The organism is Agrobacterium sp. 22-3639C2, from assembly GCF_053522105.1.
Genome location: NZ_JBNWDB010000002.1, coordinates 109,108 through 132,544 on the forward strand (window position 1 = coordinate 109,108; position 23,437 = coordinate 132,544).

The window sequence follows — 23,437 nt, forward strand, 5'->3', positions numbered from 1 at the left end:
GATGATGAAGGCCTATTCTTCTGCATTCAGTACAAGCCGCAAGAGCGCCGGCAACGAAGTGGATTTCGTTCGGCGCATGATTGATGCGCGATGATTCTCGACAGTGCGCTGACTAAGCTTCAAATCGGCTGCAATGACCTTGTTGGCCTGCCCCTGAACAATTCGGTCAAGGATCTGACGTTGCTTGCGAGTAAGCATCGCCAGCGTGGCTCGAGCTGTTTCACGCCGCTCTTCGCGCTCGTTCGCATCACGCGATCGCTCGAGGGCCGACTGCACGCTCCGATATATTTCCTGGTAAGAAAAAGGCTTCTCGATGAAATCGGCCGCTCCATATCGCATCGAATTGATTGCCATACGGACATCGCTGCGACCCGTGATCACAATCACCGGAAACCGATGATGTCTTTCTTTCAGCAAACGTAACAACTCCATGCCGACCATGCCGGGGAGATACGCATCGACAAGCAGACAACCTGATCTGTCGGGCTTGTAGTTTGCAAGATACTCTTCTGCCGAAACATAGGTTGCGACCGCCCAGCCTTCTCCTTCGAACAGGGCGCGCAAATTGTCTCTTATGTCCTGCTGGTCGTCGATGACTTCGATGAGCCTGCCCGTCATCGGCTCCATATATTCAAGTTCGCTTATGTGACCTGCTCTCTCGCCGTTTTGGCGAACGACCAGTGTCTCCACCATCTGCATGACGTCCTTGAGTTTCGCCGGCTTGTGCAGATAAGGAATTTCGTGCTGAGCAAAATCCCTCAGGGCCTTGCTTGAAATATCCCCAGTGAGAATGAGTGCCGGAACATTTTGGCGGAGTGCTTGCCGAATATCTTCAATCGCAGCTATGCCATTCCCGCCTGTAGGAAGATTATAGTCTGCGAGAACAACGTCGGGCATGAACTTCAGCCCTCGAACAATCGCGATCGCTTCGGCAGCAGTTGAGGTCGCAGCGACCACGTATCCAGTCTGCTCCAGACCGATCTTGAGCAGATCGCGCATTCCGTTTTCGTCTTCGATGATCAAAATCGACGCGGACGACAGGGCGATCGCTTGACGCGAATTGTCATCGACTGGCGCACGCAATGGCGCAAGCGGCTCCCCTGCCGGCGCCCGATCGATCTCGATCATGAATGCGGAACCTTCATGCAATCGCGACCGCACCGCTATCTTCAGTCCCAGAAGTTCGCTCAGCCGCTTGACGATTGACAATCCCAGCCCCAAACCCCGGTCTTCCGCGCCAGCAGATGCGTCGAGTTGATGGTATTCCTGGAAGACTTCCTCGATATGGTTTTCGGGAATGCCTATACCGGTGTCCCACACTTCGAACCGAACCTTTGCATCGACCCGGCGACAGCCGACCAGAATTTTGCCGCTCGGCGTGTATTTCAGTGCATTGGACAGAAGGTTGCGAACGATCTGCTCGAACAGGCGGGGATCGGTGCGAACGGCAAGGCTGGACGGTACGACACGGAGTTGCAGCCCCGCCGCCCGAGCGGGATAATAAAATTCCTTGAAGAGCCTTCCCAGAAGATCGCCAATCGCAAAGTTCACGATCTGCGGTTCCACCATCCCCGCTTCGATCTGGTTGATGTCAAGAACAGAGTTGAGTATACCCAGCATCGAGGATAGCGTCTCCCCCATCCTCTGGACGAAAGTGCGTGCTTGCCCTTCAGCCACGTTCCTTTCCAAAAGCCCGTGCAACAGCTTCAAGGTTTGCAGCGGCTGACGCAGATCGTGGCTTGCCGCAGACAGGAATTGCGACTTGGCCTCGGTCGCCCGCTCGGCGAATTTCTTGGCAGCTTCCCTGCTTTCGGCAACCTGTTTCTGGGCACTTATATCGATGAAGGTGATGACCACTCCGTCAATTGCCTCGCTCGCGCCGCGATAGGGTTTGACGCGGCGGACATACCAGCGACCATCGGGTCCTCCTATCTCTCGGTCGATTGTGTTGCCTCGGAGCAGCGTCGCCGTTGCGTCGACTTGAAGCGTAATGTCGCCGTCAAAGCCGCTGAGGTCCGAGAGGGGACGGCCGACATCGGAGGATATGATGTTGAATACCGAACGGGTGGCCGGTGTGAAGAACCGTATACGAAGGCTGGAATCCAGAAAGAGCGTCGGGACATCCGTGCTGTACAGGACATTTTGCAGATCGTTGGAAACTGCCCGCTGACGCTCCAGTGCTTCTTGCAATTGATTGTTGAGGGCTGTCAGCTCTTCATTGAGGGATTGCAGTTCCTCTTTCGAAGTAAAGAGTTCCTCATTCGTCGACTGATACTCCTCATTCAGAGACAGCGCTTCGGCGGTGATCTGCTTCTGTTCTTCGCTGGCAATTTCCAGATTGCGTATGGCGCCCTGCAATTCCGCCCGTGTCTCCTCCAGTTCGAATTCAAGCTCGGTAATGGGCGACGCATCTGTCGTCGATGATTTCTGCGATCGGACAACACCGTTGGCCTGCGCAGCATCCTCCACAAAACATATGAGAAATAGCTCTTCACCCTGACTGAAGAGCGGCTCGACATGAATGTTGAACTCGATGTGTGCGCCGTTGCTGTCGAGTTTCGCATTCTTGGCTACGAACGGCTTTTGATCCCGGCTCGCATGGTGGATCGCAGACCTGATCTTATTATGGAGCGCCGTCGGTGTGATGGCGAACAGGTCATGCGATGCCGGGCCTGAAGCGATCCGCAGGAACCTTGCTGTCGGGCCGATGGAGTAGAGATACTCATACTTCCGATTGACGAGGATTGCGGCGGGCACGTAGCTACCCAGCAGAACCTGGGAAACCGCCTCGGCAAGCGCACTGTGCCTCGACGCTGAAGTTACCTTTCCTAGCGAAGAGGGAATTCTGACATTTCCGCCCGCAACCGCACCGAAATTAAGATCACCGAAAACCGGCGGCCCGATACGCCGATATACCCTTTCGGATTCCGAAATCAGCTTGAAACGGTCATCCATTCCGCCAACGGTTTCGGATTTTCCGACCAGTAAAATGCCGTTCTCCCGCAGGGCGAACCTGAAAAGCGACAAGACCTTGGCTTGGGCTTCCGCTTCGAGGTAAATCAACAAGTTGCGGCATGAAATTAGATCGATCCGTGAGAACGGTGGGTCGCTGAGGACATTCTGCACGGTGAATACCACCGCCCCACGCAGTTGCGCCGTCACGGTATATCCGTTGTCATCCCTTACGAAATATTTTTCCAGCAAGTCCGTCGGCAGCGACTTGGTCGCTTCATGTGAATAATGTCCATCTCTGGCAATTGCCACCGCCTCGCTATCAGCGTCCGAGGCAAACATCTGAAACTGGAGACGAAGGCCCATGGACTGAATGAGCTCGAGGAAGAGAATAGCCAGAGAATATGCTTCTTCCCCCGTGCTGCATCCAGCGACCCAGACCCGCACTGCTCCGTGAGCCGCTTTTGCGTGGAGAATATCCGGAATAATGGTATCTCGTAGAAAGTCGAACACCTTCCCGTCGCGGAAGAAACTGGTGACGTTGATCAGCAGATCTCTGACGAGATTTTGCCGCTCGTCTTCGCTGATTTCGAGAATCTCAAGATACCGGTCTATCTTCTCAATCTCGATACCGAGAACCGCCATGCGTTTTTCGACCCGGCGCTGCATCGTTCCATGTTTATAAGCCGAAAAATCATTCGCTGTGGAAACCCTCAATATCTCGATGATCCGGTCCAGTTGTGGCATTCGGCGCTCCATCGAGTGATGGGCTCGAAGCCGCGACAACAGCGCAATATGTTTGGCGATGGCCGCAGGCATCTCTTCGACCGGTAAAACCGTAGCGCCAATGCCCAGCGAAATAACACTTTCGGGCATGCCGCCAAACTGTGCCTCTTGAGGCTCCTGGACCAGAACAAGTCCCTTGAAATCCCTGATCTGCTGGACGCCGGATGAGCCATCTGACCCCGTGCCGGACAGGACAGCTGCTATCGCCCAAGGCCCGAATTCCTTGGCCATAGAACCCAGGAGAAAATCAAACGGCAGAGGTGCCTCATGCAGTTCCCGCCGGGGCGACAGATATATCCTTCCTCCGTCAACCGACATCAGGAATTTTGGTGGAATGACATAGACGTGCTCGGGCTCTATCAAGGCAAGGTTGACAGCCTCCGTTACGACCATAGTCGTTTCGCTTGCCAGAAGTTCTGCGAGCATGCTTTCATGCGACCGGTCAAGATGCTGAACGAGAAGAAACGCACAGCCGGTTTTTTCAGGCAACGCTTTGAGCAGGGCTCTGAACGCATTCAGTCCACCCGATGAAGCACCGACGCCGACAATCGGGAACATCCTAACAGGACGTTCTTCCTGTGATCCGGACATCGAACCGGTGTCTACCTCGAAAGTAGAAGGAACCTTTTTACTATCCTCGCCGCGTTCCGCCATATTCGCTCTCGTTAAAATTGACGCGCATTCCAAATAGAGATCGACCCTTGCGAAGCGTCAGGCGTTGTGGGTCAACAAGTCTTGAAAGCAGCCATCAAGGCCTTGAGATCATCAGTCAGGGATACATAGTCACCATGCCCCGTCACATGCGGGGCGCAGCGCGTCCGATTGTCGTGAGGTGCAATTTCAAAATGCGATTAACACGTATAAGTTGCTGACATCGCGAACAAACGCACGAATGGAGGATGATAAATCAATCCGGCCGCGATTATAATTCATCCATTATAGTTAGTGGTGTCGCGCAAAACATGATGATGGCCTGAAAGAATTATATTTCAACAGTTATGGCGTGTCTGGTTGTCTACCCACATCATGCCAGATTGAACGCTCGCTCGAAATCTCAATCAAAAGTGAGTAATTTCCGAACCTTTTCCAGTTGCGATACTCCATTGTAGGATGCCGGAGTCGAAATTCGGGTAGTGCCACGTCTGTTGATTTCTGGCCGATTTTTAAATTCCGAAAAATCCAGACCGCAACAGAGTAGCTTCCGAAGTTCTGATTGATGACGGCGTTCCGGGTTGAATTACTTCAAACTTCCGTGGTGCCGAATCTTAGAAAGAAAATCTTCGGTTGCGTCTCTGCCAAGCCAGACAGATCCGCAAAGCACTCTTTAGCGCGGATAGGACATACCATGCTGACATCAGTTCCCAACAACGGACATAGCCAATTCTCATCAAATTTCCATGTGGTTGCGCACTCGAAACCTATGGAAACTTCAGTCAGAAAGCTGGCGATCATCGATGACCGCGCGCTCGACCGTGAGTGTCTGGCTCAGAGCCTGATCGCATACGGCCTTGATATGGAAGTCGAGTTGTTTTCATCACTCGACGACTGGAGACATGCTCCAAACGGCCAGCATAGCGGCATCCTGGTCAACGTCGGTCGCAGCGATTTTTGCGATGACGTATCCCTCCATGAGTTACGGGAGTTCATTGCCGACTTCCCTTATCTGCCGGTCGTCATTCTCGCTGAAAACCGCGATCTGCGTCAGGTCATGAGGGCGTTCGACGCGGGCGTTCGGGGATACATCTCCTCGTCGATAGGACTGGCGGTGTGCGTGGGCGCCATCTCACTTGCATTGGCGGGCGGCGCGTTCGTATCGGCTGAAAATCTGAGCGATCTCAGGCAGTTGCTCGTAGTTGCTGAAGACAAGGAACGTCAGCGAACAGCCATGTTCACCCAACGTGAGGTCGATGTCATCAACGCCCTGACGCAAGGCAAACCAAACAAGATCATCGCCTATGAGCTCAATCTTCGTGAAAGCACCGTAAAGGTACATATTCGCAATATCATGAAGAAAGTAGGCGCCAAAAACAGAACGGAAGTGATCTTCAAAATATCCGATCTCTTCAAAAACTAAAATCAACTGTAGTGCAGTGGACCTATTGCAGAACCATAATTGCCTGCGGGTGTCGGGCCCCGCATGATGCGGACGTATCGGAGCGATTATGACGGGAAGGCTGTACATCTCCTCTAAGCCTTTCGGCTAGCATTCCCAACATAAAGACGGGGTAACGGCCACCGAGCCGGATACGGTAATCTCTGGTCATTGGACATATGGACCCGGGATTGCGCCATGCAAACTTTCGTCGAAAATTTCGAAAACTCGGATCGACTGCGCCAGCGCTCCCGCAACATCATACCGGGCGGTGCACATACCTATGCAAAGGGTGACGACCAGTACCCTGTCCTGTCTCCCGGCTTTATTGAACGGGGATATGGCTGTCATGTCTGGGATGTCGATGGAAATGAATACATCGAGTACGGCATGGGCAATAGGGCTGTCGGCCTTGGCCATGCGTATGCCGACGTCGTAGAGGCGGCGCGTGCGGAACTATACCGCGGCTGCAATTTCACGCGCCCTTCGAAGATCGAGGTGGATTGCGCCTCGACCTTCCTTGATACGATCCAGACGGCCGAAATGGTCAAATTCTGCAAGAACGGTTCCGACGCAACATCCGCCGCGATACGACTTGCACGGGCTGTTACCGGCCGTGACCTGATCGCGCGCTGCAGCGACCACCCCTTTTTCTCCACTGACGACTGGTTCATCGGAACAACGGAGATGAATGCGGGCATTCCTCAGGCGATCCAGGAGCTGGTCCTTGGCTTCAGCTACAATGATCTTGCGAGTGCGCGCAGTCTGTTTGAAAGCTTTCCAGGTCGTATCGCCGCCTTTATTCTGGAGCCGTCACGCGGTGATCCGCCTCGGGACCAGTTTCTTCACAAACTCCAGAAGCTTTGTCACGAAAACGGCGCGCTTTTTATTCTCGACGAAATGATCACCGGCTTCCGCTGGGATGCGGGTGGCGCGCAGAAGACATACGATATCGTCCCCGATCTATCCTGTTTCGGCAAGGCGCTGGGGAATGGCTTTTCGATTTCCGCACTTGCAGGCAAGCGGGAGTTCATGGAACGAGGCGGTATCGATCAAACCGATGCCCCCCGCGTCTTCCTGCTTTCGACGACGCATGGCGCGGAAACGCATGCGATGGCGGCGGCCATCGCGACCATGAAAGTTTACACGCAGGAACCCGTGGTCCCACATCTGGTCCGACAGGGAAATTCGCTGCGCGCCGCCATCAGCCAGATCGCAATTGCGCACGGACTGGATTCCTACTTCGGCATTCAGGGCCACTCCGCCTGCCTCAGCTACTTCACGCTGGACCAGACCGGAAAGCCGTCTCAGGCTTTTCGCTCGCTGTTTCTGCAGGAAACCATCCGTCGCGGCCTTCTCGCACCGTCTCTCGTTGTAAGCTACACGCATGAGGACGAGGATATAGCCAAAACGCTTGACGCCATCGATGGAGCGCTCGTCGTCTACCGTAAAGCGCTGGAATACGGCGTCGACAAATTCCTGACGGGACGCCCATCCGATGTCGTCTTCCGGCGTTTCAACGGCAACGCGCAGCATCAGGTCAGCCATGGGTTGGTAATGACCGACATGCCCAAATTATCGGAAAGCATCCGAAAGCCTTAACCGGCCGGCGCACCTAGACCGTTCGCATTATCGATACAGCCGCTTTGCGCGGTGCATCGATCTCGCCTGAAAAGATACGCTCGTTGCAATCGAAAATAGATTTTGAGGGGAAATTTCATGCACGTTCTGGTCACCGGGCATCGCGGATATATCGGCTCCGTCATGGTACCCATCCTGCGCAAGGCGGGTCACGAAGTACACGGCTATGACACTGAATTCTACCATCGCTGCGCTTATGTTCCAGGCGGACCTTTGCCGCAGGTCCCCGGCGTATGCAAGGACATCCGCGATATCCAGCCTTCGGATATGGAAGGTTTCGACGCTGTCATTCATCTTGCAGCGCTTTCCAACGATCCGCTGAGCAATCTCAATCCGGAAATTACCTATGAGATCAATTACCGCGGCAGCGTTCGGGCAGCGCGAGCCGCAAAACAGGCCGGCGTCAAGCGTTTCATCTTCGCCTCGTCGTGCAGCAACTACGGCGCCGCTGGCGAGGGACTGGTCAACGAGACGGCAGAGCTGAAACCGGTATCGGCCTACGGCACGTCAAAGGTCTTGGCGGAGCGGGAGATTGCAAGCCTCGCGAGCCCCGGCTTCTCGCCGGTCTATATGCGTCCGGCAACAGCGTATGGCCTTTCGCCCATGCTGCGTTTCGATATCGTCCTCAACAACCTGACCGCTTGGGCGGTGACGGAAGGACTGATCCTCCTGAAATCCGACGGATCGCCATGGCGCCCAATCGTTCACATCGAGGATATTTCGCGCGCCTTTCTGGCTGCGCTCGAAGCGCCGACCGATGCCATACACAATCAGGCTTTCAACGTCGGACAGGATGCGCACAACTATCAGATCCGGGAGATCGCCGAAATCGTCGCTCTCACGGTACCTGGATGCCGGCTGCAATATGCGAGCGATGCAAGCCCCGATACCCGTTCCTACCGCGTCGATTTTGGCAAGATCGCCCGTGCGCTTCCGGCGTTCAGACCGACATGGACGGCGGCCGCAGGTGCCGAGCAACTCTACCGGGCCTACAAGAGCGCCGGCCTGACAATGGCCGAATTCGAGGGACCGCACTATCAGCGGATCGGCCAGCTCCAGAAGCTGATCGGCGACAAGGATATCGACATCAACCTGCGCCGCCCCATGGCCGCGCCGCGCCAGAACGCCGATATTACGGCATCGGTTTAAACAGGAGGCCCGGATGGGCAAGATGGAGCCCGGTGCAAAGCTGACAGGCGATGCATGGAGAGAGGCAGGTATCGGCCAGACTATTCATGATCTGGCTTCCCGCCTCTTTCCGATCTGTCGCAGCATCACCGGCAAAGGCGTGCGCGATACGATCAATATCCTTAAAGACTATATCGATATCGAGCAGCGCGCCGTCCCAAGCGGGACGCGGGTTTTCGACTGGACGGTGCCCCAGGAATGGAGCGTCCGGGACGCCTATGTGAAGAACGCAGCGGGACGCAAGGTAATCGATTTTCAAATGTCGAACCTGCATCTCATGAGCTACAGCATCCCTCAACGTCGCGTGATGCCGCTGGCCGAACTGCAAGCGCATATCTACACCTTGCCGGCACAACCCGATCTCATTCCTTACAAAACAGCCTATTACACGGATGCCTGGGGCCTTTGCATGTCGCATCATGAATTCCTCAAGCTAGAGGAAGGCGACTATGAGGTCGTCATCGACACCGAAAAGGCGTCAGGCAATCTGTATTACGGCGAATATCTGCATATCGGACAAAGCACCAAAGAGGTGCTTCTCTTCGCGCATATCTGTCACCCGTCGCTCGCAAACGACAATTGTTCCGGCCTGGCATTGCTGACGTGTCTTGCTGCAGGCCTGAAAAGCAGGTCCACATATTACAGCTACAGGTTCGTCTTCGCACCCGGAACGATCGGCTCCCTGTCATGGCTTGCGCAAAACGAAGACGGGATATCGAACATTGCGCATGGTCTTGTGGTTTCGTGCATTGGTGACGGGGGCGGGCCGAACTACAAGCGCAGCCGCAGGGGAGATGCACTGATCGACCGGATCGCCGCCTGCACCCGCTGCGGAGAGGATCGCAAACATCTTGCAATCGCCGACTTCATTCCCTACGGCTATGACGAGCGCCAGTTCTGTTCGCCGGGCTTCAACCTGCCGGTCGGACTATTGCAAAGAAGCGCTTTCGGAACCTTTCCCGAATATCACACCTCGGCCGACAATCTCGACTTCATCCGGCCCGAACATCTCGACTCATCCTTTTGGATGATCATGGACATGATCGATGCTCTCGAAGACAACTGGACGCCGTTGAACCTTCGGCCCAAGGGTGAGCCACAGCTGGGAAAATACGGGCTTTTTCCTGCGATAGGCGGCCATAAGACGAATGACGACCGCACCATGGCCTATCTATGGATACTCAACCTCGCCGATGGAACCAACTCACTACTGGATATCGCCGAAAGGTCTAAGATGCCGTTTGTCGATATTGCGAGCGCTGCCGGCAGGCTGCTCGAGGCGGGTCTTGTCTCGAACCTCGGTTTCCTGACGCGCTAGACCTTCATTGCAAAGCGGGCCAACCGAGGTCCTTTTCCGATATGACCGAGGGCGGCGCAGGCCATTCTATACCTATCGCGGGCTCGTCATACCGGATCCCTGCCGCACTTGCCTCGGCATAGGGCACCGAAATCAAATAGGACACAGCAACGTCGTCGCTGAGCGACTGGAAGCCGTGTGCAAAACCCTCGGGAATGTAGAACTGCGCGCCATTGTCGGCCGACAACACCGTGCCAACCCATTGCAGATAGGTGGGCGAGCCGCGGCGTAGATCGACGGCGACATCCCAGATCGATCCTTTGACGCAGGAAACCAGCTTTGTCTCCTGATGCGGCGGTCGCTGGAAATGCAGCCCTCGAACTGTGTGTTTCAGCTTCGATAGAGAAAGGCTGTGCTGACTGAAGTCCGATACCAGCGCGTTGCTCTCAAATTCGCGTTTGCAGAACGTCCTGGCAAAAGAGCCGCGACTGTCCCGCACAGGCACCGTATTGACGACCCAGAGCCCCTCGATTTTCGTCTTCTCAAACAGCATTCGGCGCTCCTGATGCAATCCCGTATTCAAGAAGAATTCTCCGCCATTTCAGCGGCTCCGGAATACACCCATAGGCAGCACCATACCTTGAAGGCGGGCTGGCAAATAAGTCACCCTTTCGGTTGCGGAAACCAGCCGCCGGAAGCGAATTTTAGCGGATTCCAATATAACCCTACGGCTTATGGATGACGTTTTCGAGCCGAATGCAGTATCGTCACTCACCCCGATCCATAGTATTTTTTCCAGTTAATAAAAGAATTTTCTGAAATTCACTCGAAGACAATGCGATGAAATCAGGGGGCGTCAGATGAATAATGAGGCAGTTTTTTCTGCAAGACTGAGCTCGACGCATCACGTCGGGCTTTGCCGTCTTTGCAGCTCGCCATTGGTGCATACCTTCGTCGATCTTGGAATGTCTCCGCCCTGCGAAAGCTTCGTCGCAGCTGACGCAGCCAACGACGTCGAGCCGTTTTATCCGCTCCACGCATTCGTTTGCGACGAATGCTTCCTCGTCCAGCTTCAGGAATATGTAGCGCCCGAGAATATTTTCACGGAGTACGCGTATTTCTCCTCGTTCTCGGACAGTTGGGTCGCTCACGCAAAGCGGTACTGCGACATGGTCATCGAGCGCTTCGCGCTTGGCGAATCCAGTTTCGTTGTCGAGCTTGCCAGCAACGACGGGTACCTGCTGCAACATTTCCTGACCAGCAACATCCCGATGCTCGGAATTGAACCGGCGGTCAACGTCGCAAAGGTGGCGATCGGCAAAGGTATTCCGACACTGACTGAATTTTTCAACGAGGCTCTAGCAACCGATATGGCGGCCAGAGGCCAAAAAGCCGATCTCATCATCGGCAACAATGTCCTTGCCCAGGTGCCTGATATCAACGATTTCGTCGCCGGTATGAAAGTGCTGCTCAAGCCTGAAGGCGTCATCACCCTTGAGTTCCCGCATATCGAAAAGCTAATCGCGGAAAACCAGTTCGACACCATCTATCACGAGCACTTTTCCTACTTCTCATTGCTGACCATAGAAAAAATGGCCCGCCGGCATGGGCTAAAGGTTTTCGATGTCGAAGAGATCCCCACACATGGCGGTTCGCTGCGGGTCTTTTTCTCGCACGAGGACAGCAAGTTCCCGCGTGAAGCCCGCGTGGATAGCCTCCTGGAACGGGAGCTGAATGCTGGGCTCGACAGAATAGAGACCTATACGGCCTTCTCCGAAGCCGTGCGCCAAACCAAGCGAAACCTCCTGTCTTTCCTCATCCGCCTCAAGGAAATGCGCAAATCGATCTGTGCCTATGGCGCACCGGGAAAGGGCAACACGCTGCTAAATTATTGCGGTATCGGCACCGATTTCATCGATTTTGCAGTCGATCGCAATCCTTACAAACATGGTCGCCTCACGCCGGGAATGCATATTCCGATCCGGCCCGTGAGCGAAATCCAGCGCATGAAGCCGGATTACGTTCTCATTCTCCCCTGGAACCTGAAGAATGAGATCGTTGCACAAATGAACGACATCAGGAACTGGGGCGGGAAATTCGTCGTTCCAATTCCCGACATATCCATCATTGATCCGAAGGAGTTGGTACAATGAAGGTCGTCTTGTTCTGTGGCGGCAGGGGTACTCGCATCAGGGAATATTCCGAAAGCGTCCCGAAACCGCTGATCCCGCTCGGGTCTCAACCGATCATGCGGCATGTCATGCAATATTACGCCCGTTTCGGGCATGAGGACTTCATCCTCTGCCTTGGCTACAAGGCGCACGTCATAAAAGAATTCTTTCTGAACAGCCGGCCGGAAAGCTATGCCGATTGCGTCATATCGAGCCCCGGACGCGTGGAATTGCTCGAGGAGCTACCTAGGGACTGGCGCGTATCCCTGATCGATACGGGGATATGGCGCAATATAGGCGAGCGCCTCTGGGCCGTACGCCATCATCTCAAGGGCGAGAAGATGTTCCTTGCCAATTATAGCGACGGCCTGACCGACGTCGATCTCGACGACATGATTGACCAATTCGAAAAGAGCGACAAGCTCGCCTGTTTTCTGGCTGTCAGACCGCCCCTCACTTACCACCTGGCGGAAATCGACGAGAGCGGAAGGGTCCGGGAATTTCGGTCGTCGGAAACATCCGACATGTGGATAAACGGCGGCTACTTCCTGATGCGACCCGAAATTTTCGACTACATGCGCGAGGGTGAGGAACTCGTGCTGGAACCGTTCTCGAGGTTGATTTCTGAAGATAAATTGATGGCCTACAAACATGAGGGTTTCTGGCGGGCAATGGATACGCTGCGCGACTGGCAGACGTTGGAGGCAATGGTAGAGCGTGGTGACATGCCATGGATTGGAGACGATGCGTCGATGGCACGCAAGTCGTCAAACACGAAGCTGCTGCCATGAAAAACATGTCCCTCGCTTCCGCCGGTGATCGTCTGTCGATCCTTTGTCTCGGAGCTCACTCCGACGACATTGAGATCGGCGTCGGAGGCACGGTACTCAGCCTGCTTTCAAAGGGCGTGTTGCTCGATGTCTATTGGTGCGTCCTCAGTGCCGGTAACGAGCGCGCCCTGGAGGCACGCAGTTCCGCCGAAGCTTTTCTTGCAAAAGCAGCGTCCTACTCAATTGAACTGGCATCGTTTCAGGACAGCTACTTTCCCTCGCAGAGCCGCGAGATCAAGTCATGGCTGCTGACATTGCGCGACAAAGTCAGTCCTGACGTCATATTCACGCATAGCCGCGAGGACGCGCATCAGGATCACCGCGAAATCAACAGGCTCACATCCAACATCTTCAGAAATCACCTGATCATGGAATACGAAATCCCGAAATGGGACGGCGATTTCGGCAGAAGAAACGCCTACGTGCCGTTGAGCGAAGACGCGATGAACATGAAGGTCGAGCTTCTCTTGCAGCATTTTGGAACACAGAGATCCAAGGACTGGTTCGATGCAGATACCTTTCGCGGTCTGGCGCGGCTGCGGGGAATGGAATGCCGTGCGCCTACACGTTTTGCGGAAGCCTTTACCGTCAGGAAGCTGACGTTCGCCTGAACAGGCAGAGGCTCGTTTACGGTACAAAATCGACGTTTTGCGGAAATTAAAAGAAACCAAAAACAATACAGGGGGCATTGTCGTCATGATCCAGAACCACATCTCCGAAAACCCGCCGGAAGGCACACTGCATCCGCAGGCCGCAGCAAGTGCGGCTGGCTATATCGGCATCATAGATCGTCGCATGCTGGAGCGGGAATGCCTCGCCCATAGTCTCAACTATCAATATGCGGACAGGCGCATCCTGACCTTCTCCAATCTCGGCGAATGGCAACAGGCACGCGCGGAAATCGGCATGCCTGCGGCAGTTCTGGTCAGCGCCTGGCCCGGTCCGTCTGCAGAGACAAACCGCGATCTTGCAGAGATTGTGGCTGCCGTGTCTCCGGCCGCCGTCGTCGTGCTCTCTGACGATCAGGATATCAATACCATTCTGGATACCATCGCTCTTGGCGTGCGCGGGTACATATCGAGTTCCGTCAGCATCGACGTCTGCGTCCAGGCGATCAGTCTTGCAATCGCGGGCGGCCGTTTCATACCGGCCAGCAGCGTCATGAACATGAAAAGTCTGTTCGGCCTGACTGCACACGCATCCGTTCCTCCGACGAAATTTACAAGCCGTCAATCGGCTATTGCGGAGGCCTTGCGGTGCGGAAAGGCGAATAAGGATATCGCTCTGGAGCTGAACCTTTGTGAAAGCACCATAAAGGTGCATATCCGCAATATCATGAAGAAGCTTGGAGCAACGAACCGCACGGAAGTTGCCTGCAAGATCGGCGACATGGCGTACGACCGCTAAGCACACGACATCCACTGACCGCTACCGAACGCCCCGCTTACAGCAGGAACCGTCATGATCCAGTCGTCATCATCTCCGGTTGAGCAGGAAGGTATTTCCCGCTTCATATCCATACTGCGGGAGCGGCGCAGAGCCGTCTTCATCTGCTTTCTCGCCAGTTTCGCAATCGCGGCAATCGGCTATGCGCGAACCCCCATCCGTTACAAGGCCGAGGCAACCCTTGCGCTTGATGTCCGCAAGCTTCAGGCGCTCCCCACCGAATCCGTGGTCTCTCCGCTGCCGCAGGAAAGCCCGGTGCTTCGAACCGAACTCGACATCATCGGGTCGAGGTCCATGGCGGAACGGGTTCTCGTCATCCTGCAAAAAGATCGACTGCTCGAAGGGCGGCAACCCAACTCCGACCGGGCGGACGCCGACGCGATCGTGCTTGGCAACGACGCCGAGACATCGAAAATGATCGATAACCTCATGACCAATGTTCGTGTGATGAATGATGGCCGGTCGTATACAATCTACATATCCTATTACGCCAACGATCCGGCGCTTGCCGCGAAAGTCGCCAATGCTTTCGGAGCAGCCTATATCGACTATCAGATCGACCTCCAGACAACGGCAACCCGGCGTGTCAGCGCATGGCTCGGGGAGCGGCTGGTCAGTCTTCGCACGGAACTGGAGGAGTCTGAACGCCAGGCGTCGCAATTTCGCGAAAAATCCGGACTGATAGACACTGGTGGTCTTCCGTTGCAGTCGCAGCGTCTTTCAAGTCTAAATGTCGAGCTGACAACGCTACAGGCCAAGTTGGCGGGGTCAAGGGCGCGCCTGGCCACAGCACTCGAACTGCAGAAAAGCGGTGACGGGCTCGGGATCACCGAAGTTCTGTCCTCACCATCAATCCAGCTTTTAAGGGCCGAGCAGGCAAGGGTCATCAGGGCCATTGCCCAGATCGATGAAAGCGGCGCCGTCATGAGTCCAGAGCGGCCGCAGTTATCCTCCCAGCTCAGTTCACTCAACAAGCAGATCGATTCAGAGATCGCCCAGATCATCGCTGCCTTGCGCAACGAGATCGAGGTCAACGAAAAACAGCGGCAGGAAGTAGAGGCCAGCCTCAATGATGTGCAACGCGCCATTTCCACGACGGATATGGCAATGGTTCAATCCGGGCAACTTGACCGGGAAGCAGCAGCGAACCGCTCGATCTACGAGACATACCTTGCACGCTACAAGCAGACCATCGAACAGGACGGTATCGCAACTGCCGAGGCGCGGATCATATCGAGCGCCATGCCTTCCCGTAAACCGACCAGTCCTGACGAGCGTCTGTGGGCACTGGTCGCGCTTCTTCTCGGTTGCAGCACCGGCTTGGTGGCAGCTTTTATCCTGAACTTTACGGACCGGTCCGTTGGCTCCATCACGTCTCTTCAACAGAAAACCGGACTGAACGTCATCGGGAGCATTCCACGCATTTCCTTCAGAGAGCTCCAGAACACGCCCGGAAAATTCAGCAGCGGCGCGGCGGATTTCTACAGCGCGTTTGCCGACCTTCAGACCCACATACAGTTGGCCGAGAGCAAGGCGAAAGTGATAGCCTTCACCTCTTCGGCCGATGGGGAAGGCAAGACGTTCGTGATCGCCAATCTTGCCAGATCTCTTGCGATGAGCGGCGTTAATCTGCTGCTGATCGATGCCAATCTGCGAAACCCGGCTCTCGGGGGGGAATTCGATGTGGGATCGACGTCGCATGTTGGCCAGGCGGTCGGCCTTGAGGTGTCTCTGGACGACATCATCCAACGCGATCAGGCCTCCGGGGTCGATATCATCGTCGCCGAGAAAAGCGACCTGCCGCCAAATCTTGTTCTTGGAAGCAAGCGCTTCGCCGGCCTGATTGCAGAGGCAAGACAGCGATACGAGCTGGTATTGATCGAGGCCCCATCCGTTTCCCATGACCTAGACCTGTTGCGGATCGCCACCCTGTCTGATGCCGTATCATTCGTGGTCCGGCAGGACGTCGCAGATGGCACGGGCATGAAAAATGCCGTCATCAAGCTGCGGGTCGCGGGCCGGCCGATCACAGGCATCATCCTCAACGGAATCCGACGCCCGAGAAAGCGCCACCCCCCGGTCTGGCCGAGGATTTTCCGGGACTGGAATACTCATTTCAAGCTGCGGAAACGGGCGACCAGTCTGCGCCCCCCGGCTGTAGTCCATAGCGAGAGGTGAAACATGCGCTTCGTGACAAGGTCCAGGGGCTTTTCCCTGATGATGGCCAGCACCACCTTGCTGTCTCTGGCCGTTTGCCAATTACCGGCCGCCGCAGATGGCACGAACTACAAGGTCGCTACCGGCGACGTCTTGACGATCTCCGTCTACGGCGACCCGGGCCTGACCGGCCTCTTTCCCGTCAGTGCAGATGGAACGATCGGTTATCCGCTTCTTGGCAACGTCAACGTGGTCGACCAGACAGTGAACGAAATCGGTGCGCGGATCAGCCGCGATCTGGCAAGCCATGTGGCAAACCGCTCCGTTGCCGTTGCGGTCAAGGAATATGCTCCGATCTTCGTTGTCGGCGACGTTCAGAAGCCGGGAAAATATGAATACCGTCCCGGCATGATCGTGCTTGAGCTCTTCGCACTCGGCGGCGGATTGCGCGAGTCGAATGCACAGAGGGATACCTCGGGCATACAGTTGATCTCGGCCCAGCAGGAATATGAAGACATGTCGATGCAACTCCTGTCGCAGGATATCCGGCGCGTCCGACTGGAAGCGGAACTCAACGACACCGAATTTGAGTATAAGGGCGACGAAATCGGACTTGTCCGGGATCGCACCGCACTGGAGAAGATCGTAGAATCTGAAAAAAGTCTGTTTCGCCTTCGCCTCTCGGCGCAGCAAGACGAAAAGACCAACCTCGAGGTCCAACGACAGAACTTCATTCAGGAAATAGACACGCTCCAGAAAAGCAACGTCATGCGCACCCAGCAACTAGAGTTGCTCGACATGGACGTCAACGCCTCGAAGGAACTTGTCACGCGCGGCGCAGCCTCAGAATCAGCACTGAGAGAGCGTAAGCGCGAACTGCTATCCATGAACCAGCAGGTGCTGGAATCGACATCGTTTCTGGCGCGCGCGCAACAAAACAAAAGCGAAGTAGAGCGGCGTATTCTGGAGCTGAAAAGCAAAAGGCACAATGACGCCGCGACCGAATTGCGGGAAACCTCCCTGGACATCATGCGTTTGAAAAAAAAGCTGGCCTTCAGCCTTCAATCCATGGCCGAGATCGGCTCGACGGCGCGGCGGGTTTCCAGCCTCGAGGACATGATCCAGACCAAATTCTTCATCGTGCGTCAGGTTGCAGGTACATACCGCGAAACAGCTGCGGACGAGCATACGCAGGTCCGGGCGGGAGACGTTGTGCGCGTCCGCCTGTCGGTATCCGGCAGAGACCCTGTTTCAGCGGCGGTCGTCACAGGAAGCGTCAACTAAGAGAGACGAGCGTTTCCGACGCCCCTGCTTGAGCGGCCCTGAAAGCAGCTACCGCTTTTGGAGAGCTATAGCGCCATGTCGCAATTTGCTATCCTCAATAGTGCCCTCCAGCAGTCTCGTAGGACCAGCACCAATCAAAAGAGTTTGCCGGCGTTCCGATCGGTAGGATCCCGATTTCCTCCACAGAATAGAAACGACCGGTACCAATGCCAGGGAGACGGAGATGGAATCTGCGAACGTTCCGGTTGGTTATCATATGGTCAGGCAGCGTGCCGTCATCATCGTGAACGGCGAGAAAGGGCTTCAGCCCGTCCATGTGACACAGGATGCCCTGAACGACATCCAGTCCCCACCGCGGTGCGATGCGCAACGCCTGGCGCAATTCGTCGACGTGTTTGCAACGATAGCGGCATCCAAAATCGAGAAGGGAATGTTCGCGTTCGATGGACGGATCTGGATCACAGCGACCGACGTGCATGCCTGGCTCAATTTGGCGGCGGAAAACGGGGCCGCCAAGTAACGTCTCTCAACCTCTAACGCTTTTGTCCCTATACTTTTACCCCAAGCGCGAAAAGTCGGCACACAGCACATGGATGGATGCGAACCCTACCGCTTATAGCTAGATTGAACCGAAACGATAAAAGCGGTTTGTAAGAGTAACCCGTCGCCCCCTGATACTTTGGCGGGTCCCTGGCAACCGGGGTTACCCGGTAACTGGGAGGGCTCGCTCGTTCAACCGGGCGAGCCTATTTGCGTTCGGCACAAACCGTCACCAGCGTCGCGCAAATCTTGTTGCGCCGACGGGTTGAGATTGAAATTTGCAAGAATATTACCCTCGTCGAACTGGAACCACAGATCGCTCGCCACTCATGGAGTAACGAACGATCCGTCGGTCCCCTCGCCTGAAATGAAAACCGTCGAGCCTTGATCTCAATGGCCCGTGGCATCGTATTGCCTTGATTGATTGAGCCATATTCGCCACTTTCCGGCAGCTCGTCAATTCACCGCAGATACGTCATTAGAGGTACCTTGCCGGGATTTTCGGGGAATAGACTCCGGTTCAATCAGGTGTCAGCCTTGCAGCATTGGAGGACGATTTAACGGTGACGGCCTTAGGCCCCTCGTTTCCCACTGCAAAACCGCTCCATGTAGAGCCGACATTTACCCAGCTGTTCTGCGGATGCATCGTCACGAAGCCCGCACTTTGAACGGGCCCTGGCGTTCCTCGGGTAAAATGATTGTTGTAGAGCACCGTGTTGATCCGCCTTGAGCGTTCGGCCGGTCCGGCCTTGAAGCTGCCGTCGTGCGTCCACATGAGTTTGTATGCATCTACGAAGCCGTAGCGGACGTTGGCGAAGGTATTTCCATCGAAGACCGTCCCATTATAGTCGGCGCCGGGATGGTTCCAAGTTTCATATTCGACGCCGATATAGGCGATATCCGTGAACCTGTTCCTGCGATAAATATTCCCCAGACCGCCCCAGATGCCGGCAACGCCGGAATCCGCGAATGTCGTGCCGACATAGAGGCCGCTGTTGCTGCGTGTCACACTGTTGTTGGAATATTGCAGGAAATACGGGCTGAGTCCCCGCGTCGAGTCCAGCGCAACCGTCATCATGCCGTGTCGCATCTGGGAGATGCGGTTGCTGTCGACCACCACGTCATAGACGTTGCCGTAGAGAAGAACGCCGGTGGAATCGGAATCGTGCTCCGCATAGCTTGCCCTGCCATCGAACACATTATCGTATATCACGGCTCTCGATGCGGTCGCTGCGAGAGCAAAACGGCTCGTTCGATCCGGCACCACATTCCAGGGTTGCTCGAGCAGAACGACAGAACCGTCCGTCGACGCGATGTGACGGTGCTGCCCGGCCCCTCGCCCGCCAACGATGACGAGATCGAAGCCGCCCGGCATGGCATCCCCCAGATCCGACAGTGACTTGAAGGTAACCGAGTTCGAGGAAGCGCGGACGAAATCGTTTTTAAGCTTGCTCCCGACGATCTCGAAGCAGATCTGTTCGCCCTTGTTGCAATCGACCTTGGTGCAGTCGTGGGGCGCGGCGTTTCGCGAGATGTTTTTCTCAAAATAGAGGTTTCGCATGCTCCCGAAATGCGCCTGGCCAACAAAAAAACGTCCGATGCCATGACCGTCGTCGCGGCTTTCATCCGCATTTGTCAGCTCGTTGCCCGTCATGGCGAAATCGCGCCCACCCCATAGCGCGACGACGGATTCGCCGTAACCCGTCATCCGAAACCGATTGTTGGAGAAAAACACCTGCCGGCTCGCGCCGTAAAAGGATCCGTTCTCGATCAGCTCGGACGCATGCACAAAAAGACCTACGGTGTCCTGGGCATCGAACGCCGGCACGCCCCAGGCGTCGATACGTACGGAATCCAGCCGTATGTTTTTGGTGTTGCGCAAAGCAAGAAGAGGTTTACCTGCAATGTTGCGGTTGGCATTGAGGGTCAGGTTTCCGAACCGGGTGTCGTCGCCATTAACGACAACCATGCTCTGATCAATCCCGTGGTTCAGCCTGATCTCCGTTTTGTTCACCCCTTCCCCGAACCACGCCACATTGGCGGGCGCAATCAAAGGCTTTGTCACGAGATAAATCCCGGCGGGGAAATACAAAACCGATGGCGCCGTAGCGGCCGCGGCGTCGAGCGCGCGCAAGATGGCTGCGGTGTCGTCGGTCATGCCATCGCCCGTTGCCCCGAACTGCCTAGCATCGATGCGCTTTTTATCCTGCGCCGCCCATGGCGATTGCGACAGGACCTCAAGCGTCAGCGGACCGCTCCAGCCGAAGCGGCCGCCATGCGTATTGTGAACCCAAACTTCATAGTTACCCGGTGGCAGAGCCGGCACCTCGAAATCGACCTTGAAGGGGTTGACGGAGGTTGCCGCAACATACGAGCCGGCAACAGCGACCGGCTTGATATAGAGATAGGATTGGCTGGTCCCGTTGGACCGCGAAAGGTTGCGTCCATAGACCGAGACGATGGCTCCCGGCGCTGCGGCATCGGGCCCGATCCACCAGCTTTCCGTGCGATTGATTGCGAAGCTGCGCCCTTGAACAGTGCCCCGCTGGGGCCTGATCAGGTAGGTGGACCATGAGGGAAGCGTGGCTGGCAGCAGCAGCGTCGCCGCCGTCGCGTCAGCCGTCAGCGGCGCCAACGGGGTCACCACGCCCTCCGCGGCACCGGGGTGTTGCGAAAAGACTTCGAAACCCGTTCGTCCATCGAGATCGACACCGGTCATCGAGACAACCTCGCCAGGGCCCGCCGTTCTCGAAATTTCCGCGATTGCCGGCCCCTTGCCGCCTACCTCTGTCCAAGGTGGATTGAAGGCATCCGCATCATCCGGCAATCGTGGTTCTGGAACAGGTATCGGGAAACCGAACTGCCGTGGATCAGGTTGGCTGGCTTGCTCTTGCCCTCCCCGCACCGCAGGCTGCCCGGCAGACGAGAGACCCGAAAATGCGAGCACAAGGGCGGCAAGCAAAATCGATAATATCAGGGCATTTGGCGATCTCATCTTGCCGCTTGTCGTAACATATCCGATTGCAGCGACTTCGGTTGTCGCCACCACTCATACAAATCCTGAATTCCGTATCTGAGTTCGACCGTCGAGTTCCAGCCAAGCGCGTTGAGCCGCGAGCAGTCTAGCAGCTTTCTGGGGGCTCCATCCGGTTTGCTGGTGTCAAAAACGATCTGCCCATCGTAGCCGACGATGCCTGCAATCAGATGGGCGAGATTGCGGATGGATATCTCCCGCCCCGAGCCGATGTTGATCAACGGAAAATGCGCCGATGATTTCATGAGGAAGCAACAGGCATCCGCCAGATCGTCCACATGGAGAAACTCACGCAGAGGACTGCCCGTACCCCATAGTACAATCTTGTTCTGGCCGCTGATTTTCGCTTCATGCATTCTCCTGATCATCGCAGGAATGACGTGTGAGCTTTGCGGATCGAAATTGTCGTTCAGCCCGTAAATATTGGTCGGCATGACGGAGACGCAATTCAGGCCGTACTGACTGGAGTAGAATTGGGAAAGCTTGAGCGCCGCGATCTTCGCAATCGCGTAGGCCTCGTTGGTAGGCTCCAAAGGGCCTGTCAAAAGGGCATTTTCCGTGATCGGCTGCGCTGCGAATTTCGGATAGATGCAGCTAGATCCCATCCAGAGAAGCTTTTCAACACCGATATCGGCAGCCGATTTCATGATATTCATCGAAATTAGCGTATTGGTGTAAAGAAAGTCCGCTGGATAGGCCGCATTTGCTGCAATGCCTCCAACCTTGGCGGCAGCGACAAAAATGACCTCAGGTCTTGCCGCCGCCATCCATTGCTCCGTCTCGTACTGTCGGGTCAGATCAAGCTCGCTGCGAGAGACTTTGAGAACTTCGCAATTTTCGCGCTGGAGACGTCGCACGAGTGCCGAGCCGACCATTCCGGTATGGCCGGCAACCCAGACGCGCTTGCCATTCAAGCTGAACGGGATTTCTTGCGATTTATGCGACGAATTCATTTCTTCCCTCTTCCAACATCACGAGGCGAAGATCCGCTTCGACCATTTCCTGAACGAGGTCGCAAAAGGAAGTCGAGTGGCTCCAGTTGAGTTTCCTGCGCGCCTTGCTGGGGTCGCCGAGAAGAAAATCCACTTCCGCCGGACGAAAATATCTGGGATCGATTTCGATGATCGTATTGCCGGTTTTGGCGTCGTATCCCACTTCGTCACTGCCATCGCCGTTCCACTCGATGGTCTTGCCGACCACGCCGAAAGCAAGCTCGACGAATTCCCGCACCGTATGTGCCTCGCCGGTTGCGAGCACATAGTCCTCGGGTATTTCCTGCTGCACGATGCGCCACATGCCTTCAACATAATCGCGCGCATGCCCCCAGTCCCTCTTTGCGTCGAGATTACCAAGACGCAGCTTGCTCATGAGACCGCGTTCGATGGCGGCAACGCCGCGCGTGATTTTCCGCGTGACGAATGTCTCCCCGCGAATGGGGCTCTCATGGTTGAAGAGAATGCCGTTGGATGCGTGAAAGCCGTAACTTTCCCGGTAATTGACCGTCATCCAGTATGCGTAGAGTTTTGCCGCAGCATAGGGGCTTCTCGGATAGAACGGCGTACCTTCGTGCTGAGCAACAGTGCCCATCCCCCCGAACAGCTCCGATGTGGACGCCTGATAAAACCGGCAACGGTCGCCGAGGTTCAGAATGCGCATGGCTTCCAGCAGCCTCAGCGTGCCAAGCGCATCCGCATTTGCCGTATATTCCGGCGTCTCGAAGCTGACCTGGACATGGCTCTGGGCGCCGAGATTATAGATCTCGTCGGGCTGGACCTCCTGAATGACCCGGCAAAGGTTCGTGGCGTCCGTCAGGTCACCGAAGTGCAGACGAAAGCGAAGGTTTTCCTCGAAGGGATCTTGATAAAGATGATCGATCCGGCCGGTGTTGAATGAGGAAGACCGCCTTTTCAGGCCGTGCACGATGTATCCCTTGGCAAGCAGCAATTCACTGAGATAAGCGCCGTCCTGCCCGGTTACGCCGATAATCAAGGCTCTCTTGTCTACCATCCACCACATCTC

General features: G+C 55.6%; 16 protein-coding genes. 11 read left to right on the plus strand and 5 right to left on the minus strand.

Annotation, left to right across the window (positions count from 1 at the left end; translation table 11 throughout):
* Positions 1-12: 12 nt before the first annotated feature.
* On the minus strand, positions 13-4,392 hold the full coding sequence (locus tag ACQZ6D_RS08285) for a CheR family methyltransferase (protein WP_448730288.1): 4,380 nt from the start codon (positions 4,390-4,392) through the stop codon (positions 13-15).
* A gap of 691 nt (positions 4,393-5,083) precedes the next feature.
* Between ACQZ6D_RS08285 and ACQZ6D_RS08290 the strand changes: the two genes are divergently transcribed.
* The 4 genes from ACQZ6D_RS08290 to ACQZ6D_RS08305 all read left to right on the plus strand — a co-directional run bounded on the left by ACQZ6D_RS08290 (position 5,084) and on the right by ACQZ6D_RS08305 (position 9,977).
* Positions 5,084-5,812 (plus strand): LuxR C-terminal-related transcriptional regulator, encoded by a 729-nt coding sequence (locus ACQZ6D_RS08290; protein ID WP_038493595.1) that lies wholly within the window; start codon positions 5,084-5,086, stop codon positions 5,810-5,812.
* Between the two features lie 216 nt (positions 5,813-6,028).
* The gene (locus ACQZ6D_RS08295; protein WP_112154444.1) at positions 6,029-7,432 is read left to right on the plus strand and encodes a glutamate-1-semialdehyde 2,1-aminomutase; all 1,404 of its coding nucleotides are present in this window, start codon (positions 6,029-6,031) and stop codon (positions 7,430-7,432) included.
* A 117-nt stretch (positions 7,433-7,549) separates the two neighbouring features.
* Positions 7,550-8,620, plus strand: coding sequence for an NAD-dependent epimerase/dehydratase family protein (locus ACQZ6D_RS08300; RefSeq protein ID WP_112154443.1), 1,071 nt, complete (start codon positions 7,550-7,552; stop codon positions 8,618-8,620).
* 13 nt (positions 8,621-8,633) lie between these two features.
* Complete coding sequence (locus ACQZ6D_RS08305) at positions 8,634-9,977, plus strand: DUF4910 domain-containing protein (protein ID WP_112154442.1); 1,344 nt, start codon at positions 8,634-8,636, stop codon at positions 9,975-9,977.
* A 4-nt stretch (positions 9,978-9,981) separates the two neighbouring features.
* Here the strand turns inward: ACQZ6D_RS08305 and rfbC are convergent, their stop codons facing one another.
* Complete coding sequence (rfbC, locus tag ACQZ6D_RS08310; RefSeq protein ID WP_112154441.1) at positions 9,982-10,509, minus strand: dTDP-4-dehydrorhamnose 3,5-epimerase; 528 nt, start codon at positions 10,507-10,509, stop codon at positions 9,982-9,984.
* Positions 10,510-10,816: 307 nt separating this feature from the next.
* Between rfbC and ACQZ6D_RS08315 the strand changes: the two genes are divergently transcribed.
* The 7 genes from ACQZ6D_RS08315 to ACQZ6D_RS08345 all read left to right on the plus strand — a co-directional run bounded on the left by ACQZ6D_RS08315 (position 10,817) and on the right by ACQZ6D_RS08345 (position 18,364).
* On the plus strand, positions 10,817-12,109 hold the full coding sequence (locus tag ACQZ6D_RS08315) for a class I SAM-dependent methyltransferase (protein WP_013761294.1): 1,293 nt from the start codon (positions 10,817-10,819) through the stop codon (positions 12,107-12,109).
* The gene (locus ACQZ6D_RS08320; protein WP_112154440.1) at positions 12,106-12,918 is read left to right on the plus strand and encodes a glucose-1-phosphate cytidylyltransferase; all 813 of its coding nucleotides are present in this window, start codon (positions 12,106-12,108) and stop codon (positions 12,916-12,918) included. Before ACQZ6D_RS08315 ends, ACQZ6D_RS08320 begins: the two co-directional genes overlap by 4 nt.
* Positions 12,915-13,568, plus strand: coding sequence for a PIG-L deacetylase family protein (locus ACQZ6D_RS08325; RefSeq protein ID WP_026330955.1), 654 nt, complete (start codon positions 12,915-12,917; stop codon positions 13,566-13,568). The genes ACQZ6D_RS08320 and ACQZ6D_RS08325 overlap by 4 nt, the downstream gene beginning before the upstream one ends.
* Positions 13,569-13,653: 85 nt before the next feature.
* On the plus strand, positions 13,654-14,364 hold the full coding sequence (locus ACQZ6D_RS08330; protein ID WP_065663168.1) for a response regulator transcription factor: 711 nt from the start codon (positions 13,654-13,656) through the stop codon (positions 14,362-14,364).
* 54 nt (positions 14,365-14,418) lie between these two features.
* Positions 14,419-16,581 carry a polysaccharide biosynthesis tyrosine autokinase gene (locus ACQZ6D_RS08335; RefSeq protein ID WP_112154439.1) on the plus strand — a complete coding sequence of 721 codons (2,163 nt, stop codon included), beginning with the start codon at positions 14,419-14,421 and terminating at the stop codon, positions 16,579-16,581.
* A gap of 39 nt (positions 16,582-16,620) precedes the next feature.
* Complete coding sequence (locus tag ACQZ6D_RS08340; protein ID WP_236770840.1) at positions 16,621-17,844, plus strand: polysaccharide biosynthesis/export family protein; 1,224 nt, start codon at positions 16,621-16,623, stop codon at positions 17,842-17,844.
* Positions 17,845-18,067: 223 nt separating this feature from the next.
* On the plus strand, positions 18,068-18,364 hold the full coding sequence (locus tag ACQZ6D_RS08345) for a hypothetical protein (RefSeq protein ID WP_019566376.1): 297 nt from the start codon (positions 18,068-18,070) through the stop codon (positions 18,362-18,364).
* Between the two features lie 540 nt (positions 18,365-18,904).
* Here ACQZ6D_RS08345 and ACQZ6D_RS08350 read toward each other — a convergent pair.
* Genes ACQZ6D_RS08350 through gmd form a run of 3 tightly spaced genes read right to left on the minus strand, consistent with a single transcriptional unit; the run spans position 18,905 to position 23,425 of the window.
* Positions 18,905-21,433 (minus strand): glycoside hydrolase family 28 protein, encoded by a 2,529-nt coding sequence (locus ACQZ6D_RS08350; RefSeq protein ID WP_448731729.1) that lies wholly within the window; start codon positions 21,431-21,433, stop codon positions 18,905-18,907.
* Entirely contained in the window at positions 21,376-22,371 is a 996-nt protein-coding gene (locus ACQZ6D_RS08355; protein WP_162647837.1) for a GDP-L-fucose synthase family protein, read from the minus strand. Before ACQZ6D_RS08355 ends, ACQZ6D_RS08350 begins: the two co-directional genes overlap by 58 nt.
* Entirely contained in the window at positions 22,355-23,425 is a 1,071-nt protein-coding gene (gmd, locus tag ACQZ6D_RS08360) for a GDP-mannose 4,6-dehydratase (RefSeq protein ID WP_019566379.1), read from the minus strand. The genes ACQZ6D_RS08355 and gmd overlap by 17 nt, the downstream gene beginning before the upstream one ends.
* Positions 23,426-23,437: the final 12 nt, after the last annotated feature.

Bases quoted from the DNA above. Each gene is read 5' to 3' on its own strand.
- ACQZ6D_RS08285 (WP_448730288.1), bottom strand. From the start codon at position 4,392: ATGGCGGAACGCGGCGAGGATAGTAAAAAGGTTCCTTCTACTTTCGAG.
- ACQZ6D_RS08290 (WP_038493595.1), top strand. From the start codon at position 5,084: ATGCTGACATCAGTTCCCAACAACGGACATAGCCAATTCTCATCAAAT.
- ACQZ6D_RS08295 (WP_112154444.1), top strand. From the start codon at position 6,029: ATGCAAACTTTCGTCGAAAATTTCGAAAACTCGGATCGACTGCGCCAG.
- ACQZ6D_RS08300 (WP_112154443.1), top strand. From the start codon at position 7,550: ATGCACGTTCTGGTCACCGGGCATCGCGGATATATCGGCTCCGTCATG.
- ACQZ6D_RS08305 (WP_112154442.1), top strand. From the start codon at position 8,634: ATGGGCAAGATGGAGCCCGGTGCAAAGCTGACAGGCGATGCATGGAGA.
- rfbC (WP_112154441.1), bottom strand. From the start codon at position 10,509: ATGCTGTTTGAGAAGACGAAAATCGAGGGGCTCTGGGTCGTCAATACG.
- ACQZ6D_RS08315 (WP_013761294.1), top strand. From the start codon at position 10,817: ATGAATAATGAGGCAGTTTTTTCTGCAAGACTGAGCTCGACGCATCAC.
- ACQZ6D_RS08320 (WP_112154440.1), top strand. From the start codon at position 12,106: ATGAAGGTCGTCTTGTTCTGTGGCGGCAGGGGTACTCGCATCAGGGAA.
- ACQZ6D_RS08325 (WP_026330955.1), top strand. From the start codon at position 12,915: ATGAAAAACATGTCCCTCGCTTCCGCCGGTGATCGTCTGTCGATCCTT.
- ACQZ6D_RS08330 (WP_065663168.1), top strand. From the start codon at position 13,654: ATGATCCAGAACCACATCTCCGAAAACCCGCCGGAAGGCACACTGCAT.
- ACQZ6D_RS08335 (WP_112154439.1), top strand. From the start codon at position 14,419: ATGATCCAGTCGTCATCATCTCCGGTTGAGCAGGAAGGTATTTCCCGC.
- ACQZ6D_RS08340 (WP_236770840.1), top strand. From the start codon at position 16,621: ATGATGGCCAGCACCACCTTGCTGTCTCTGGCCGTTTGCCAATTACCG.
- ACQZ6D_RS08345 (WP_019566376.1), top strand. From the start codon at position 18,068: ATGGAATCTGCGAACGTTCCGGTTGGTTATCATATGGTCAGGCAGCGT.
- ACQZ6D_RS08355 (WP_162647837.1), bottom strand. From the start codon at position 22,371: ATGAATTCGTCGCATAAATCGCAAGAAATCCCGTTCAGCTTGAATGGC.
- gmd (WP_019566379.1), bottom strand. From the start codon at position 23,425: ATGGTAGACAAGAGAGCCTTGATTATCGGCGTAACCGGGCAGGACGGC.